Genomic DNA, 16,391 nt, shown 5'->3' on the forward strand with positions numbered 1-16,391 from the left:
GCCTCATATCGCTGCCGGAAAGAGGCCAATGATGGCGAAGGTGATGACGGCGGAGACCAGCACAAAATGCCAGTAGAGAACCACGTTGCTTAGATCCATGTCATGCTTCGGCGTTAGTCGGCCGGCCAAAGAGCGGGCCAGGCAATAGGCCTGCATTACCGTGCCGAGCGCGGCATGGGCGAGCACCCAGATCACGAGGATCCACACGATTGCGGGATAGACGTGGCGCGTCGGGTCCATGCCGGGAGACCACGGCGCGGCCAAGCCTGCGGCGGACGCGGCAACGGTGGTCAGCAGGGACGCTACCAGCAACCCGCGCACAGTGGCCGTGGCGCCGCGCCTGTTGAACATGCGGGCCGCCACCATCAGGCCCCACGCTGCAGCGAAGAGGACGGCAGCCAGCAGAGACCAGATCGCATCAGGCCCGGCAATCCCCGCGGTGAAGTCGGCATGGATCGTCCAGTAAAAGAAATAGCCGAAGACGAGGCTGGCGAAGGCCGTGCCGTCGCCCACCATGGTGATGAACATCGCCCACCAGCCGACCGAATCGGGGCCGGAGGCATAAAGCGGCAGGCTGAGGCCCAGGCCGACATCCTTTTCCGGCTTCTCGGGGATTTCGCCAGTGCCCGTCCAGAGCCAGTAGATGACGGCGCAAAAGCAGGTGATTGCGGCCAGCGCCGTCGCGATCCACCAGTGGAAGGTAAGCGCGATGAAGGCGGCTCCGAGCGAAAGGGCCGAGATGATGGTGATATGGGAACTGCCGCCGACGCGCAGCACCTGGATGGGGTCGGCGTCGAGCACGGAGGTGACCAGTCCCTCGCGCCGTCCTTCTTCCGCGTCGGGCAGGTAACAGCGGCCTTCATTGACCTCGCGCGCAAGATCCTTCTGGTCCCAGAGGGGATAGCGGCTGCGCACGATGGGTATCGAGCGGACGCCCCAGTTCTCCTCCGGCTCGGAAATCCATTCCAGGGTGCCAGCATTCCACGGATTGAGTTCGTCGCGCGGCTCCCGGTGCTTCGGCCTGAGCACGTCGAAGACAACCACCAGCACGCCCGCGGCGAAAATAAAGGCTCCGGCCGTCGAGATCAGGTTCAGCCAATCCCAGCCGATTTCGGCCGGATAGGTGAAGACGCGCCGGGGCATGCCGCGCAGGCCGCTCAGATGCATGGGGAAGAAGCCGATGTTGAAGCCGCAGAACATCAGCCAGAAGGCGAGCCGTCCCAGACGGTCCGAGAGCTTCTTCGCGTCGATCAGCGGGTAATAGTAGTAGAGCCCGGCCACGACCGGGAAAAGCATGCCGCCGATCAGCACATAATGGAGGTGCGCGACGACAAAGTACGTGTCGTGCGCCTGCCAGTCGAAGGGTGCGAGCGCCACCATCACGCCCGTCAGTCCGCCAATGACGAAGATGGCAAGTCCTCCGGTGCCGAACAGCATCGGAGTCGAGAAGATCACCCGGCCGGCCAGCATGGTGGCGATAAAGACGACGATCTGCACGCCCGTCGGGATCGCCACCGCCTCGGAGGCCGCCGAGAAGAAGGCCAGCGAGATTTGCGGCAGGCCTGTCGCAAACATGTGGTGTACCCACAGGCCGAAAGAAAGGAATCCCGTTCCCACTGCCGCGAGCACGATCCAGGAATAACCGACGATTGGACGCTGGGAAAAAGTCGGCACGATCATCGCCATCAGCGCGATAGCCGGCAGGAAGATGATGTAGACTTCCGGATGGCCGAATATCCAGAACAGATGCTGCCACAGCAGCGGGTCGCCGCCGCGCGCTGCGTCGAAGAACGGCCAATCGAACATCCGTTCCATCTCGAACAGGAGGTCGCCGGCGATCAGCGGCGGGAAGGCGAACAGGATCATTCCAGCAACGATCAACAGGTACCAGGCGAAGAGCGGCATCAGGTTGATGCGCATGCCCGGCGCGCGGCATTTCATGATGCCGACGATGAGCTCGACGGCGGCCGCGATCGAGGCGACTTCGATGAAGGAAAGGCCGAGCAGCCAGATGTCGGCGCCGATGCCGGAGAACTCCTTGTCGGTGGCGAGCGGCGGATACATGAACCAGCCTGCCGACGGCGCCGCGCTGAAGAAGATGGAGCCGCAGACGAAGATACCGCCGAGGAAAAAGCTCCAACAACTGAACGCCCCCAGGCGCGGAAACGGCATCTCGCGCGCGCCCAGCATCGGCGGCAGGAGGAAGATCGCGACTGCCTCGAAGATCGGCACTGCGAACAGGAACATCATCACAGTACCGTGCAGGGTGAAAGCCTGGTTGAAGAAGTCGGCCGACAGGAAGTCGTTGTCGGGCACGGCGAGCTGCAGGCGCATCAGCAGCGCGAGCGCGCCGGCGAACAGCATGAAGGCGAAAGCCGCCGAGCCGTACCAGAGGCCGATCTGGAAATTGTTCACCGAGGTCCAGTAGCGCCAGCCGGCCGGATTGGCCCAGACGGCGCGCAGCCGCTCCTCCTGCGCCTTGTATTCCTCCGGCGCGCGCTTCTTGATCGCAGCGCTCATTGCAGGCCTCTCAGCCAGGCGGCGATGGCGCGAATGTCGTCCGGCGGCAACATGTCGAAGGCCGGCATCCTGGAGCCGGGCTTGATTAGTTCGGACCGGGCGATGAAGCGGGCGACGGCGTCTTCGGTGTTGGGCAGGATGCCGGCTCCGACGGTGGCGCGGGAACCGAGATGCGAAAGATCCGGGCCGATCAGGCCGCGCGCATCGGTGCCCGCGACGAAATGGCAGGACCCGCAGCCATGGCGCAGAAACAGCGCGCCGCCGCTCGCGCCGGCGCCTTCCGCGGGAATTGCCTGGGCGGCGAGCCAGGATCGAAATGCTTCGGGCTCCATCGCCACGGCCGAGAACGCCATCAGCGCGTGAGACGTGCCGCAATATTCCGCACAGGGCCCGCGGAAGATGCCGGGTTTCGTAGCCATAAGCGAAAGCCTGTTGGTGCGACCGGGGATCATGTCCATCTTGCCGCCGAGCGGTGGGATCCAGAAGGAATGGATCACATCGGCGCTTTTCAGGGTGAATTCGACGCGCTCGCCGACCGGCAGCCTGACCTCGTTGGCGGACGCGACCGGCGGTCCCTGAGCTGGGCGGTAGACAACTTCCCACCAGAACTGCCTGCCGGTTATTTCAATCCGCAGGCCGGCGGCGCCCGCCTGGGCGAAGGGCCGAAGGCCAGGCGTCAGCCACAGTGCATAGGCGAGCAGGACACAAAGCGTGACCGACGGGAAGACCACGCCGCCCCAAAGGATGGTCCTGCTGGCAGACTTTTCGGCCAGCCTGCGGCGGTTGAATAGGGCTGAATGAAGAAGCACGCCGACCACGCCCAGCCAGATGACGGCGCCGCCACTTAGCATTATCCAAAACAGTATGGCTATCTGCTGCGCTTCCGCTCCCGCGGGCGCAAGTACCGACCGGGCGCCGGCAAAGCCGCTCGCCAGCGATAATGACGCAGCGGACAGGCTGAAATATTGACCCATTTCCAACCCCTCCGCCGTAAACCGGCGAAAGGGGCGGAAGGTTCCGGGCAACTGAGCTTTCGAACCGCTGTTTGACGCACCTTGCGGGATTTGCTGCAGATCGAACTGGCTGCCAATTTTGGGGGCGGGGCTGCCGGTTCTCGTGCGTGGAGCTTTCTATGATCGGTATCGGCCGCGTGATCTGCCGACCAGCAGCCGTTCATTGGAGGACTTCCTGCAGCGGGTGGCCGGGGAGATGAAATCCACTCGACCCGTGAATCCCGAGGATGCGACGAGATCCGTGTCAGAGTTCTCGCCAGGCATGTCGACTTCGGCCAGTTGGTCAAGGTGCGAGACGCGTTGCCGAAGCAGATCCAGGCGCTTTGGCCGCCCGAAAGCGTTGGAGTTTAGCAGCAGCAAGACAAAAGTCTGAGCTCTCGATACGGTTCTCAGCTGCCTCGGCCCGGCCGGTCCTTTTCCTCGCGATACAATCGCTCAGTGGCCCGATCGCTTTCTCTGCGCTCTGCAGGCCCCCGACGGCGCCACGTGAGGAGTGCGTAAGCGATCACGATTGCTAGCAGTAGCGGGCCGCCAGCAACGACGATCAACCACATACTGTTCTCGAACATGGAACATCTCCTTTCCCTCGTTGCCAGAAGGAGCGAAACCGTTGCTCCCTTCCGGTCCAGGGGTGGACAGTGCAGTGTAGATCTCTTCACCGAATGACCTGTGCGCCGCCAACTCAACTGCTAAGCGCAGGCGGCCTGGTTCGTTCCTCCAGAAAAACAGCTTGTTCGCGACGGGCTGTTGCACTCGGCACGCGCTGATGGAAGAATGGATATCCCTCGGAAACGTTCCATTGTGCGAGCCATTCGCTGGCTGGCTTTCAGGCGTTCACTATATCTGTCTCGACCCCTAACATCCGGTCGCAGACGCACTACGTGATGATAGGGAACCACAAAGGCTTTCCGATAGTTGAATGAAGGGCGAGAGCAACCAGACCGGCCGGGGCGAGGATACCATGCGCGAGAACCAGTCCGACGTCTTCGATCTGTTTTCGGAGATTTACACGAATGCGGCGCAGGAGGAGATAAGCATCCAGCAATATCTCCTTGCCTGCCGCGAGGATAAATCGATGTATGCCTCGGCGCCCGAACGGATGGTCGAGGCGATCGGCGAGCCTACCCTGATCGACACCAGCATGGATGAGCGGCTCGGCCGCATTTTCGCCAACAGGACAATCAAGGTCTATCCCACCTTCTCCGAGTTTTATGGCATGGAGGACACGATCGAGCGCATAGCCGGCTATTTCCGCTATGCCTCTCAAGGGCTCGAGGAACGCAAGCAGATCCTCTATCTGCTTGGCCCTGTCGGCGGCGGTAAGTCCTCGCTCGCCGAACGGCTGAAGAAGCTGATGGAGCAGCGTCCGATCTATACGCTGAAGGTGGGCGGCCAGATCAGCCCGGTTTTCGAATCGCCGCTCGGGCTTTTCAATCCTGACCGCATGGGCGACCTTTTGGAGGACAAATACGGCATCGCGCGGCGCCGGCTGAACGGCCTGATCTCGCCGTGGGCGGCCAAGCGCCTCGATGAACTGTCCGGGGACATCTCCAAGTTCAGCGTCGTGAAGCTGATGCCTTCGCGGCTGCGCCAGATCGGCATCGCCAAGACCGAGCCGGGCGATGAGAACAACCAGGACGTTTCGGCCCTGGTCGGCAAGGTCGATATACGACAACTCGAGAATTTCAGCCAATCCGATCCGGACGCCTATTCCTACAGCGGCGGCCTGAACCGGACCACGCAAGGGTTGCTTGAGTTCGTTGAGATGTTCAAGGCGCCGATCAAAGTCCTCCATCCGTTGCTGACCGCTACCCAGGAAGGCAGCTACAACGGTACGGAGAACTTCGGATCTTTTCCTTATCAGGGCATCGTCGTAGCCCATTCCAACGAGTCGGAATGGCTGCAGTTTAAGAACAACAAGAACAACGAGGCGTTCCTCGACCGCATCCTGGTGGTCAAGGTGCCGTACTGCCTGCAGGTCACCGAAGAAAGGCAGATCTACGAAAAGCTGCTGCGCGAAAGCGAATTGGCTTCCAGTCCCTGTGCACCGGAGGTGCTGGACATTCTCAGCCGGTTCACCGTCTCGACCCGTCTGGCCGAGCACGACAATTCGCCACTTTACACGAAGATGCGCGTTTATGACGGCGAGAACCTCAAGGACATAGATCCCAAGGCGAAGTCGGTTCAGGAATACCGCGATGCCGCCGGTGTCGACGAGGGCATGACCGGCGTCAGCACGCGCTTTGCTTTCAAGATCCTGTCGCAGACATTCAACTACGACACCAAGGAAGTGGCCGCCGATCCTGTGCATCTGATGTACATTCTGGAGGAGGCCATCAAGCGCGAGCAGTTCCCGAAGGAAACGGAGGCCGCATATCTCGACTTCATAAAGTCGGAACTGGCGACGCGTTATGCCGAGTTCATCGGCCATGAGATTCAGAAGGCCTATCTGGAGTCCTACAGCGAATACGGCCAGAACCTGTTCGACCGCTACATCGCCTACGCCGATGCCTGGATCGAGGATCAGGACTACAAAGACCCCGATACAGGCCAGATCCTCAATCGCGAGGTACTGGACAACGAACTGTCGCAAGTCGAAAAGCCGGCCGGCATTGCCAATCCCAAGGACTTCCGCAATGAGGTCGTGAAGTTCGCGTTGCGCGCCCGGGCGAGGAACAATGGCCGCAACCCCTCATGGACAAGCTATGAAAAGCTGCGCGAAGTCATCGAGAAGCGGATGTTCGGCCAAGTCGAGGATCTGCTCCCGGTGATCAGCTTCGGCTCCAAGCAGGACAGCGTAACGGAGAAACGGCATACCGAGTTCGTGCATCGGATGGTCGGACGCGGCTATACCGAACGTCAGGTCCGCCGGCTGGTGGACTGGTACATGCGGGTGAACAAGGCGGGCTGAGTCCGGCCGGGGTGGTTCCATGCCGATCTTTGTCGATCGCCGACTGAACCCGAAGGACAAGAGCCTCGGCAACCGCCAGCGCTTCCTGAAGCGTGCGCGCGAAGAGCTGAAGCGAAGCATCCGGGATCGGATTCGTACCGGCAAGATCGCTGATGTCGACAGCGAGCATGCCGTCTCGATGCCGGCGAGGGGCACAGCCGAGCCGAGCTTCAGCGATGCGAAAGACAGCGGCAAGCGGCAGCACATCCTGCCGGGCAATAAGCATTTCGCCCCGGGCGACCGGGTTCCCAAGCCCGGTCAGGGCGGCGGCGGTTCGTCTCCCGGGAAAACGGTCTCGGAGGACGATTTTCGTTTCGTGCTCTCGCGCGAGGAGGTGCTCGACCTTTTCTTCGAGGATCTCGAACTTCCCGACATGGTCAAGCTCAACCTCAAGGAGATACTTGCCTTCAAGCCGCGCCGCGCAGGGTTCGCCGCGACCGGTTCGCCGACCAACATCAATGTCGGGCGCACCATGCGAAACAGCCATGGTCGCCGGATTGCGCTCAGGCGCCCGAAGCAGGAGGAGCTTGATGCGATTGCGGAGCAACTCGGAATCCTGGAGGCAGAGCCCCAGAGCGCGGGGCCGGTACGCCAACGCATCGCAGCGTTGCGGGAAGAGCTTGAGCGACTTGAGCGCCGCCGTAAGCGGATCGCCTATGTCGATCCCGTCGACATCCGCTTCAACCGTTTTGACGCCCAGCCCGTGCCGAATGCCAATGCGGTCATGTTCTGTCTCATGGACGTATCCGGCTCGATGGGCGAACGCGAGAAGGATCTAGCCAAGCGCTTCTTCGTGCTGCTGCACCTGTTCCTGAAACGGCGCTACGACCGCACCGAAATCGTCTTCATCCGCCATACGCACGAGGCGCAAGAGGTGGACGAGGAAACCTTCTTCTACAATACGCAAAGCGGCGGTACGGTCGTTTCCACGGCACTCGAGGAGATGCGCCGTATTATCGAGCAACGCTATCCCAGCAACGAGTGGAACATCTATGCAGCCCAGGCATCGGACGGCGACAATTTCGTAACCGATTCCGAGCGCTGCATCGGCCTGATGGACGGCCAGATCATGCGCCTGTGCCAGTATTTCGCCTATGTCGAGATCATCGACGAACGTGAGAGCCATATTTTCGGCAGCACCGACAATGGAACCTCGCTGTGGCGCGCCTACAGCGCTGTCAACCAGAGATGGCCGAATTTCCAGATGAGCCGTATCGCCAACGCATCCGACATCTATCCGGTCTTTCGCCAGCTCTTTGCCAGGCAGCCGGTCTTCCAGAAAAGCGCTTGAGGGGAGCCGATGGCGAACCAGACCGGCAAATCAGGCCAAACCAGCAAATCAGGCCAAACCAGCAAATCAGGCCAAACCAGCAAATCAGGATTGCTCTTTTCAGGGTCTGACTGGGATTTCAAGACACTGTCGCGCGCCTACCAGGCGATCGAGGCGCTCGCGATCGAAGAGCTTCACCTCGACGTCTATCCGGTGCAGATGGAGATCATCTCGTCCCAGCAGATGCTCGACGCCTATTCCTCGGTCGGCATGCCGCTGATGTATCGCCACTGGTCCTTCGGCAAGCATTTTCTCTACCAGGAATTGCTCTATCGCAAAGGCGGGCGGGGGCTCGCCTATGAACTGGTGATCAATTCCAATCCTTGCATCGTCTACCTGATGGAGGAAAACACCATGGCCCTGCAGGCCCTGGTGACAGCTCATGCAGCGCTTGGCCACAATCATTTTTTCAAGAACAATCATCTGTTCCGGCAATGGACGGATGCCAGCGCTATCCTGGGCTATCTGGACTTCGCCAAGGGTTACATTGCCCGTTGCGAGGAGCGGCATGGCGTCGCCGCGGTGGAGGCCATCCTCGATGCTGCCCACGCGCTGATGGAACAGGGCGTGTTCAGATACCGCCGACCGCCGAAGCTCTCGTCGGAGCGGCAGCGAGAAGGCGTTCGTGAGCGCCTGGAGTACGAAGAGCGTTCTTACAACGATCTGTGGCGCACGCTCCCGCCGTCGAAGGACGGGACCAAGGCCAACGAAACGGACACCGGCATCGCAGAGCGGAAGAAAACGCTCAACCTGCCCGAGGAGAACCTGCTCTACTTCCTGGAAAAAAACAGCCTGGTCCTTGAGCCTTGGCAGCGTGAAATCATCAGGATAGTCCGCGTCGTCGCGCAATACTTCTATCCGCAGCGGCAAACGCAGGTAATGAACGAAGGCTGCGCCACTTTCGTGCACTACACACTCATGAACATGCTGTTCGATCGCGGCCTGATCAATGAAGGCGCGATGCTGGAAATCCTGCGCAACCATTCGAACGTGATCTTTCAGCCAGGCTTCGACGATCCGCGTTTTTCCGGCATCAATCCTTATGCCTTGGGCCTCGACATGATGCAGGACATTCAGCGCATATCGACTGAGCCGACCGCCGAGGATCGTGACTGGTTCCCCGATATCGCCGGCAACGGCAATTGGCGCGAAACCCTGCTCGACGCGTGGGCGAACCATCGCGACGAATCATTCATCCGCCAGTATCTGAGCCCCGCCCTGATGCGGAAATGGCGGTTCTTTATCCTCGCCGATGCCGCTAGCGAACCGCACTACGAAGTCGCGTCGATCCACAATGAGCGTGGCTACGAAAAGATACGCGCCGGGCTCGCCCAGAGCTACGACATCGGTGCGAGCCGGCCGGATATCCAAGTGGTGGATGTTGATCTGCTCGGTGACCGACAATTGCGGCTGGAGCACAAGGTGAAGAACGGCATCATGCTGGAGGAGGCCAGTCGCGACGCCACCCTCCGCCATATCCGCACCCTGTGGGGCTATGAGGTCAGCCTGGCGGCGATCGATGCGCAAACGGGCGGGACGCTCAACGAACGTTCGACCAGCCAAATCGGGGAATGACCAGAACCTGGATGGCCGGCGACGGCGTCGTTCTACAGCCGGGTTTCCACTCTTGGGTCCGATGCTCTGGCCGTCGGACCCGGGAAGGTCGGTTTCGTCGGAATCTCGGATGGTGTCTCGGGAGGAATTTCGACGGGCTGCCTTTGCGGGCTGGGAACGGGATCGGGCGAAGGCGGAGGAACGCCCGGAGGCTCATCCGGCGGAGTTTCCGGCGGAGCAGGCGGCCGGGCAGGCTCAGGATTCGGATTATCCGGTATCGGCACGGGATTGTTCGGATCAGGATCAGGATCGATCATGGGATACTCTCCGAAGCTCGCTTTACATCCCCTCCGCGCCGCGACTCCTCCCTGACCCTTGCCTCGTAACACGCAGCGACGCTACTTGTTCGTCCGCATCTTTTGCCTTGGATTGATCCCGCCAAGGGCGTTGGTGTCGTTCTCGACATCGCCTTCGATCGTGTTTTCGCCTTCGAGTAAGAGTTCGTCGCCTTCCTTGATCGTGCCCTTGGAGGTCCCGATACCGGGATTGTTCCTCAAATCGGCATCGCTCGGCTTTTTCCACTTTGGATGTTTGGTTCCGCTCATGGCACAACTCCTTCGAAAAGGGTCCTGTTGTAGAAAACAGCAGGGCGCGATGAATGTTCCGCCGAAACTCACCTTCATGCGGCGTTGTCCGAGAGGGGCTAAAGCCCGAACGGATAGGTGTCGGGAACGCCCGCTCCCATATGCTCCGGCCCAAGCGGCGTCACCGCGACGGTTTCGTCAAACCAGACGAAGGCGTCAAACTGCTGGGAAAGAGAGGCAGCCGCGTAATGGCTGCGCAGTTCGGTTTCCGGCCGATAAATCACGCCGATGAAGCGCTCCAGCCGACGCTCCAGAAGCCGATCGCGAAGATCGTCGTCGCGCTTGATGTCGAGCAGGAAACGCGAGACGCCGCAATCGTGGCAAAGCCGCTCGTAGCTATCGCTATGCGAGGGCCGCACCCGCTTGATTTCCATCTCGCTGTCCCAGTCGGAGGCCGCGGCCACTGTCCCGGAATGCGTACTGAGCCCGATCAAGGCCGCCTCGTCGCCGAAACGCTGGCGGCAGAGCTGGCCGATGTTTACTTCGTCCCTGACAATCCCCATTTCGGTATAGCGTGCATCTCCGATGTGGGAGTTATGCGCCCACACGACCGCCTTGGCGTTCGGCCCGCGGGCTTCCAGCAGATGCTCGAGTGTCTCGAACATATGGGTGTCGCGCAGGTTCCAGGACTGTGCGCCGCCATAGTACATGATCCGATAGTAGCGTTCCGCGGAAGCGATCAGCCGGGCATTCTGGGTGGCATCCAGAAAATCAACGCCGTCCTGCTGCGCATAGTCGAGCTGCTTGGCAAGCAGTTCGCGGCATTGTTCAAGCACGGCCTGCTCGCATTTCTCGTAACCCGATGTGAGCGCGACGCGGCCGTAGGTGGATGGTTCGTGTTGCCAAGGCGTCAGGCAGCCATAGCGGTCACGCGCGATCTTTGCTGCCTGCGGATCGACCCGATCGAGATATTGCAGAACCGCGCCGATCGATCCGCTCATATTGTAGATGTCGAGGCCATAGAAGCCCGCCAGCCGGGACGATATCCTGATCCGCTCATTGTGTTGTCGCATCCAGTCGACAAACGCGGCAACGTCGGTGTTGCGCCACATCCAGGTGGGAAACCGCTGGAACGGCGGATCGGCGTCAGCCCGCGACGGCCGATGGCGGACGTGGCGGTCAATCGCCGCTGCGTCAGGCCAGTCGGCTTCGACCGCGACGATGGTGAAGCCGTGCTTCTCGATAAGCCTGCGGGTGATCGCCGCACGAGCCCGGTAGAACTCCGACGTACCGTGGCTCGCTTCACCAAGCAGCACGACGCGCCGGTCGCCAAACCGGTCGAACAATTCGCCGAACGCTGGATCGTCCAAATCCGGTAGCGGTTCGGCCGCTGCCGCGATCATCTCTGGCAGGCTGCGCGTGCGTGCGGGTCCGGACCGACGATCCGCGGTACGGCTGCCGCTCTCGGGCCAGCCCTGCTCGCCGATGAGCGGGACAAACCGCACGCCGCCGAAATCCTCCTCGCTGTAAGTTGCAGCGCCAGTTCGGGTGACCTTGAGAAGGCGCTGGTCATGTGGTTCGTCGCCGACCGGGATGACGAGCCTGCCGCCGACGTCGAGCTGTTCCTGAAGGGCAAGCGGCGCACCGGGTCCGCCGGCGGCGACCAGAATGGCGTCGAAGGGCGCTGCGTCGGGCCAGCCTTTGGTGCCATCGCCGGTGCGGACTTCGATATTGTCATAGCCAAGCTCTTCGAACCGCTGTCTCGCCGTTTCGGCCAACCCGGCGTGGCGTTCGATCGTGTAGACGCGTTCGACGATCCGGCTCATCACGGCAGCCGCGTACCCTGAGCCGGTGCCAACCTCCAGGACATGGTCGCCCGGTCCGATCTCTGCCATCTCGATCATCAAGGCGACGATGTAGGGCTGCGATATCGTCTGACCTTCGGCGATCGGCAGCGGCCCATCCTCGTAGGCGAATTCTTCAAAGCCGGGCGAGACGAAAGCCTCGCGTGGAACCTCACGCATCGCTTCCAGCACCTCGCGGTCATGGATGCCACGGCGGCTGAGCTGGACTTCGACCATTCGGTCGCGTGCATCGGGAAGATCGAGCATCTTTTGCTCCTCTTTCGGGCCCCAATCGTGCCTAACGGCTCCCCGGCGACAATCCCTCGATCGGCGTGCACTCTGCTCGGCAGCGCTTGATCTCATTTCGGCGGCTCGTCTCCTTAACCGTTGGCGAGCTTCCAGGTTCCTGCAAAAGAGCGATTGGCAGGCGCGGATGGCGGCTCCAGCCGAACTTATTTCCGTGAAAATCCTTTCTCCGAGGCGATCTCACTCCAGATATCGACGGGCGAACGCATCTGGAGGCTTTTCCATGAATGACGAGGCTCAGAGAGCTGCGACCACAACAGGCCTTTATCAGGTCGATCTCATGGACCGTTATTGGCGGGCCGCGAACTATATTTCGGTTGGCCAGATCTATCTGATGGACAATCCGCTGCTGCGCGAGCCCCTGAAAGCCGAGCACGTCAAGCCGCGGCTGCTCGGCCATTGGGGCACGACACCTGGCCTCAACTTCATCTACGTCCACCTGAACCGCGTTCTCCGGGAACGCGGTCTCGACGTTCTGTTTATCTGCGGCCCAGGTCATGGCGGCCCGGCGATGGTGGCGAACACGTGGCTTGAGGGCACCTACAGCGAGATCTATCCTGAGATCGGCCAGGGCGAAGACGGCCTGAGGAAACTCTTCCGGCAATTCTCCTTCCCCGGTGGAGTGCCGAGCCACGCTGCTCCGGAAACGCCCGGCTCGATCCATGAAGGCGGAGAACTGGGATATGCGCTGGTCCATGCCTTCGGCGCGGCCTTCGACAATCCTGATCTGGTGGTCGCCTGCGTCGTCGGCGACGGTGAAGCGGAGACCGGTCCGCTCGCGGCGGCATGGCACTCCAACAAGTTCCTCAATCCGGCATCCGACGGCGCCGTGCTGCCGATCCTGCATCTCAACGGCTACAAGATCGCCAACCCGACGATCCTTGCCCGCATGGATGACGTGGAATTGCGGGGCCTGTTCGCCGGCTATGGCTACGAACCACTTTTCGTCGAAGGACACGAGCCGATTCCCATGCATCGGTTGATGGCCACGAAGCTGGACACCGCGCTGGACAGAATCCGCTCCATCCAGAAGCGCGCCCGAGCGTCGGGCTGGCAGGGAGAGCGTCCGCTGTGGCCGATGATCGTGCTGCGCAGCCCGAAGGGGTGGACCGGACCGAAGGAGGTCGACGGCAAGAAGGTCGAGGATTTCTGGCGCTCGCATCAAGTTCCGGTGTCGAACGCGCGCGGCAACGAGGCGCACCGCAAGATCCTCGAAGACTGGATGCGGAGCTACGAGCCGGAAAAGCTGTTCGACAACAGCGGGCATCTGCTTCCAGAGTTGGCGGCGCTTGCGCCAACCGGGTCAAAGCGCATGGGCGCAACCCCCTATGCCAATGGCGGATTGCTTAAGCGCGACCTCGTGCTTCCCGATTGGAAAAGCCTGGCCCTCGACGTGCCGCGCCCGGGAGGTGCCACAGCCGAGGCGACGCGGGTTCTCGGAACCTATCTCCGCGACGTCATACGCCTGAATGCGGAGGCCAGAAATTTCCGGCTGATGGGGCCGGATGAGACGTCCTCCAACCGCCTTGACGACGTCTTCGAGGTTACGGACCGGGTCTGGACGCAGCGGATCGAGCCCTACGACGTCCAGCTCTCCCGTGACGGCCGTGTCATGGAAGTGCTCAGCGAGCATCTCTGCCAGGGTTGGCTGGAGGGCTATCTGCTGACCGGCCGGCATGGCCTGTTTTCCTGTTACGAGGCGTTCATCCACATCGTCGATTCCATGGTCAACCAGCATGCGAAATGGCTGAAGACATCCCGCGAGCTTGCCTGGCGCAAGCCGATCGCTTCACTCAATTACCTGCTGACCTCTCATGTCTGGCGGCAGGATCACAACGGCTTCAGTCACCAGGATCCGGGCTTTGCCGATTTTGTCGCCAACAAGAAGGCCGATACCGTCAGGCTCTATTTCCCGCCGGATGCCAACACGCTGCTCTGGATCACCGACCATTGCCTGAGAACCTACAACCGCATCAACGTCATCACCGCCGGCAAGCAGCCGGCGCCGCAATGGCTGTCTGTCGAAGACGCAGAAACCCACTGCAGGGCGGGGGCGGGGATCTGGGAATGGGCCGGAACGGTGGCCAAGGGCGAGGATCCGGATGTGGTGATGGCCTGCGCCGGCGACGTGCCGACACTGGAGACGCTCGCTGCCACCGACATTTTGCGTTCGGCGCTTCCAGACCTGAAGGTTCGCGTCGTCAATGTGGTCGACCTGATGACGCTGCAGTCGAATTCAAAGCATCCGCATGGCCTTGCCGATGAGGATTTCGACGCGCTGTTCACGAAAACCAGGCCGGTCATCTTCGCCTATCACGGCTATCCCTACCTCATCCACCGGCTGACCTACCGACGCGCCAACCATGACAACATGCACGTGCACGGTTTTCGCGAGGAAGGCACCACCACCACGCCGTTCGACATGGTCGTGCTCAATGAACTTGACCGTTTTCACCTGGCGCTCGCCGCGATCGAACGCGTGCCAGGTCTCGCCGAACGGGCGAAAAATCTTGCCGCCGAACTTCTCGGGAAGCTTGCGGAACACAAGGCTTATGTCCGCGAGTACGGCGAAGACATGCCCGAGATTCAGAAGTGGAACTGGCCTGATAACAGTGCGACGAAGGTTGCCGATTGATGCGACACGCAATTCTTGCACTGAACGCCGGCTCCTCCAGTATCAAGTTCGGACTATATGACCTTGAACCGTCGGCAGAACTGCAACTCGTCTCGCGTGGTACGCTGGACCTAGGCAATGCGCCGAGGCTCAGCGTGAAAGCGGCCGATGGAACAATGCAGTGTGATCGGCCGCTTGCTGGAGACGCGCGCAATGCGGGCATCGACGCGTTGCTCGACTGGATCGAGAGCGAACTTGGCGGCAGAAAACTGGTCTCCGCCGGACACCGCATCGTGCATGGCGGGCGCGACTTCGTCGAACCCGTCCGCCTGACGCCTCACGTGATCGAGGCGTTGGACAGGCTGACGCCGCTTGCTCCGCTGCATCAGCCTCGCAGTCTCGCGCCGATCCGCACACTTGCGGCGCTGCGGCCGGATCTGCCGCAGGTCGGATGTTTCGACACAGCCTTCCATCAGACGATCGATCCGATCGTGAGCCGCTTCGCGCTGCCGCGTAGATTTGATGAGGACGGAATCCGCCGCTACGGGTTTCATGGTCTTTCCTACGAATACATCGCCGGGCGGCTCAAGGAGATAGCACCCGGTCTTGCAGCGAAGCGGACGATCGTCGCCCATCTCGGCAACGGAGCGAGCCTGTGCGCGATGCGCGACGGAAGAAGCGTCGATACGACGATGGGCTTTTCCGCGCTCGACGGCCTGGTCATGGGCACGCGTTGCGGCGCTATCGATCCGGGCGTGCTTTTGTACTTCATCCTGGAGAGAGGTATTGCGGGGGAGGCTCTGCAGCACATGCTCTATGAGGAATCCGGGCTGCTCGGAATATCCGGCATCTCGGGCGACATGCGCACGCTGCAAGCGAGCGACAATCCCCACGCCCGCGAAGCGGTAGATCTTTTTGCTTTCCGGGCCGCAAGGGAAGTTGCCGCACTCGCCAACACGTTGGGCGGCCTCGAATGCCTCGTGTTCACCGCCGGCATCGGCGAGCGCTCAGCGCCGGTCCGCAAGGCAATATGCGAAAGGCTTCATTGGCTTGGCGTGGCGATCGACGAGCCATCCAATGGCTCTCATGCCGAGATCATAAGCCGATCGGACAGCAAGGTCGAAATACGCGTCGTCGCGACCGACGAGGAGAGGATCATCGCTCGCCACACGCGCGTGCAGGGGAATGCTTGATAACGCAATCAACGGCGCTGTTTTCCAAGACAAGGAACCCTGCGCGCCTGCGACCGTTCCCCTGTCTGATACCAAAGGGAGAGATCCAATGGCCGAAACCACTAACAACGCAGGCGCCTCAAAGGCGGCAAACGAAGCCCAGGAGGCGATGAAGAAGCAGATCGCTGAGCTTCGCCGCGAGATCACGAAAATAAATCGGACCCTTTCCGACCGCGCCGAGGAGGCAGAGGGCTGGTACGACAGCGCCGCCGAACGGGCCTCGCGCGCAGCCCGGCAATTGCGTAGCCAGGCGCACACCGTGACTGAAACTGTCCAGCAGAATCCAGGCACAATATCTTCGGCGATGATGCTTGGCGGCGTGCTCGGTGTTGTCTTGGGAATTGTGATTGCAAAGAGTTCCGAACCTGAGCGGCGGTGGTTCTAAGGGGCAGATCACCACCCTTGCAGTGCCGAGCCTATCGGCATCAAGCGGCATCGGTTGCC

10 protein-coding genes are annotated in these 16,391 nt (G+C 61.2%); 6 read left to right on the forward strand and 4 right to left on the reverse strand.

The window, feature by feature from the left end:
- Positions 1–3: 3 nt before the first annotated feature.
- Positions 4–2,520 (reverse strand): cytochrome c oxidase subunit I, encoded by a 2,517-nt coding sequence (gene ctaD, locus A9K68_RS13410; RefSeq protein ID WP_065009326.1) that lies wholly within the window; start codon positions 2,518–2,520, stop codon positions 4–6.
- A complete protein-coding gene (coxB, locus tag A9K68_RS13415; RefSeq protein ID WP_065009327.1) occupies positions 2,517–3,494 on the reverse strand; it encodes a cytochrome c oxidase subunit II in 978 nt (325 codons plus the stop codon). Before coxB ends, ctaD begins: the two co-directional genes overlap by 4 nt.
- Before the next feature lie 1,000 nt (positions 3,495–4,494).
- Between coxB and A9K68_RS13420 the strand changes: the two genes are divergently transcribed.
- From A9K68_RS13420 to A9K68_RS13430, 3 genes are read left to right on the forward strand one after another with little or no spacing between them, the layout of a single operon-like run.
- Positions 4,495–6,444 (forward strand): PrkA family serine protein kinase, encoded by a 1,950-nt coding sequence (locus A9K68_RS13420; protein WP_029350511.1) that lies wholly within the window; start codon positions 4,495–4,497, stop codon positions 6,442–6,444.
- Between the two features lie 19 nt (positions 6,445–6,463).
- Positions 6,464–7,774, forward strand: coding sequence for a YeaH/YhbH family protein (locus A9K68_RS13425; RefSeq protein WP_065009328.1), 1,311 nt, complete (start codon positions 6,464–6,466; stop codon positions 7,772–7,774).
- 9 nt (positions 7,775–7,783) lie between these two features.
- Positions 7,784–9,388, forward strand: a complete 1,605-nt coding sequence (locus A9K68_RS13430; protein WP_065009329.1) for a SpoVR family protein — start codon at positions 7,784–7,786, stop codon at positions 9,386–9,388.
- Between the two features lie 377 nt (positions 9,389–9,765).
- Here the strand turns inward: A9K68_RS13430 and A9K68_RS13435 are convergent, their stop codons facing one another.
- Positions 9,766–9,972, reverse strand: coding sequence for a hypothetical protein (locus tag A9K68_RS13435; protein WP_029350518.1), 207 nt, complete (start codon positions 9,970–9,972; stop codon positions 9,766–9,768).
- A 98-nt stretch (positions 9,973–10,070) separates the two neighbouring features.
- Positions 10,071–12,062 carry a protein-L-isoaspartate(D-aspartate) O-methyltransferase gene (locus A9K68_RS13440; RefSeq protein WP_065009330.1) on the reverse strand — a complete coding sequence of 664 codons (1,992 nt, stop codon included), beginning with the start codon at positions 12,060–12,062 and terminating at the stop codon, positions 10,071–10,073.
- Between the two features lie 262 nt (positions 12,063–12,324).
- Between A9K68_RS13440 and A9K68_RS13445 the strand changes: the two genes are divergently transcribed.
- From A9K68_RS13445 to A9K68_RS13455, 3 genes are read left to right on the forward strand one after another with little or no spacing between them, the layout of a single operon-like run.
- Positions 12,325–14,736 carry a phosphoketolase family protein gene (locus tag A9K68_RS13445; RefSeq protein WP_065009331.1) on the forward strand — a complete coding sequence of 804 codons (2,412 nt, stop codon included), beginning with the start codon at positions 12,325–12,327 and terminating at the stop codon, positions 14,734–14,736.
- Positions 14,736–15,908, forward strand: a complete 1,173-nt coding sequence (locus tag A9K68_RS13450) for an acetate/propionate family kinase (RefSeq protein WP_065009332.1) — start codon at positions 14,736–14,738, stop codon at positions 15,906–15,908. The genes A9K68_RS13445 and A9K68_RS13450 overlap by 1 nt, the downstream gene beginning before the upstream one ends.
- Complete coding sequence (locus tag A9K68_RS13455; protein ID WP_156768391.1) at positions 15,901–16,332, forward strand: hypothetical protein; 432 nt, start codon at positions 15,901–15,903, stop codon at positions 16,330–16,332. The genes A9K68_RS13450 and A9K68_RS13455 overlap by 8 nt, the downstream gene beginning before the upstream one ends.
- The last annotated feature ends 59 nt before the right edge of the window (positions 16,333–16,391 follow it).

This window comes from Mesorhizobium sp. AA22 (assembly GCF_001672375.2).
Lineage (GTDB): Bacteria > Pseudomonadota > Alphaproteobacteria > Rhizobiales > Rhizobiaceae > Mesorhizobium > Mesorhizobium wenxiniae.

Bases quoted from the DNA above. Each gene is read 5' to 3' on its own strand.
- ctaD (WP_065009326.1), bottom strand. From the start codon at position 2,520: ATGAGCGCTGCGATCAAGAAGCGCGCGCCGGAGGAATACAAGGCGCAG.
- coxB (WP_065009327.1), bottom strand. From the start codon at position 3,494: ATGGGTCAATATTTCAGCCTGTCCGCTGCGTCATTATCGCTGGCGAGC.
- A9K68_RS13420 (WP_029350511.1), top strand. From the start codon at position 4,495: ATGCGCGAGAACCAGTCCGACGTCTTCGATCTGTTTTCGGAGATTTAC.
- A9K68_RS13425 (WP_065009328.1), top strand. From the start codon at position 6,464: ATGCCGATCTTTGTCGATCGCCGACTGAACCCGAAGGACAAGAGCCTC.
- A9K68_RS13430 (WP_065009329.1), top strand. From the start codon at position 7,784: ATGGCGAACCAGACCGGCAAATCAGGCCAAACCAGCAAATCAGGCCAA.
- A9K68_RS13435 (WP_029350518.1), bottom strand. From the start codon at position 9,972: ATGAGCGGAACCAAACATCCAAAGTGGAAAAAGCCGAGCGATGCCGAT.
- A9K68_RS13440 (WP_065009330.1), bottom strand. From the start codon at position 12,062: ATGCTCGATCTTCCCGATGCACGCGACCGAATGGTCGAAGTCCAGCTC.
- A9K68_RS13445 (WP_065009331.1), top strand. From the start codon at position 12,325: ATGAATGACGAGGCTCAGAGAGCTGCGACCACAACAGGCCTTTATCAG.
- A9K68_RS13450 (WP_065009332.1), top strand. From the start codon at position 14,736: ATGCGACACGCAATTCTTGCACTGAACGCCGGCTCCTCCAGTATCAAG.
- A9K68_RS13455 (WP_156768391.1), top strand. From the start codon at position 15,901: ATGCTTGATAACGCAATCAACGGCGCTGTTTTCCAAGACAAGGAACCC.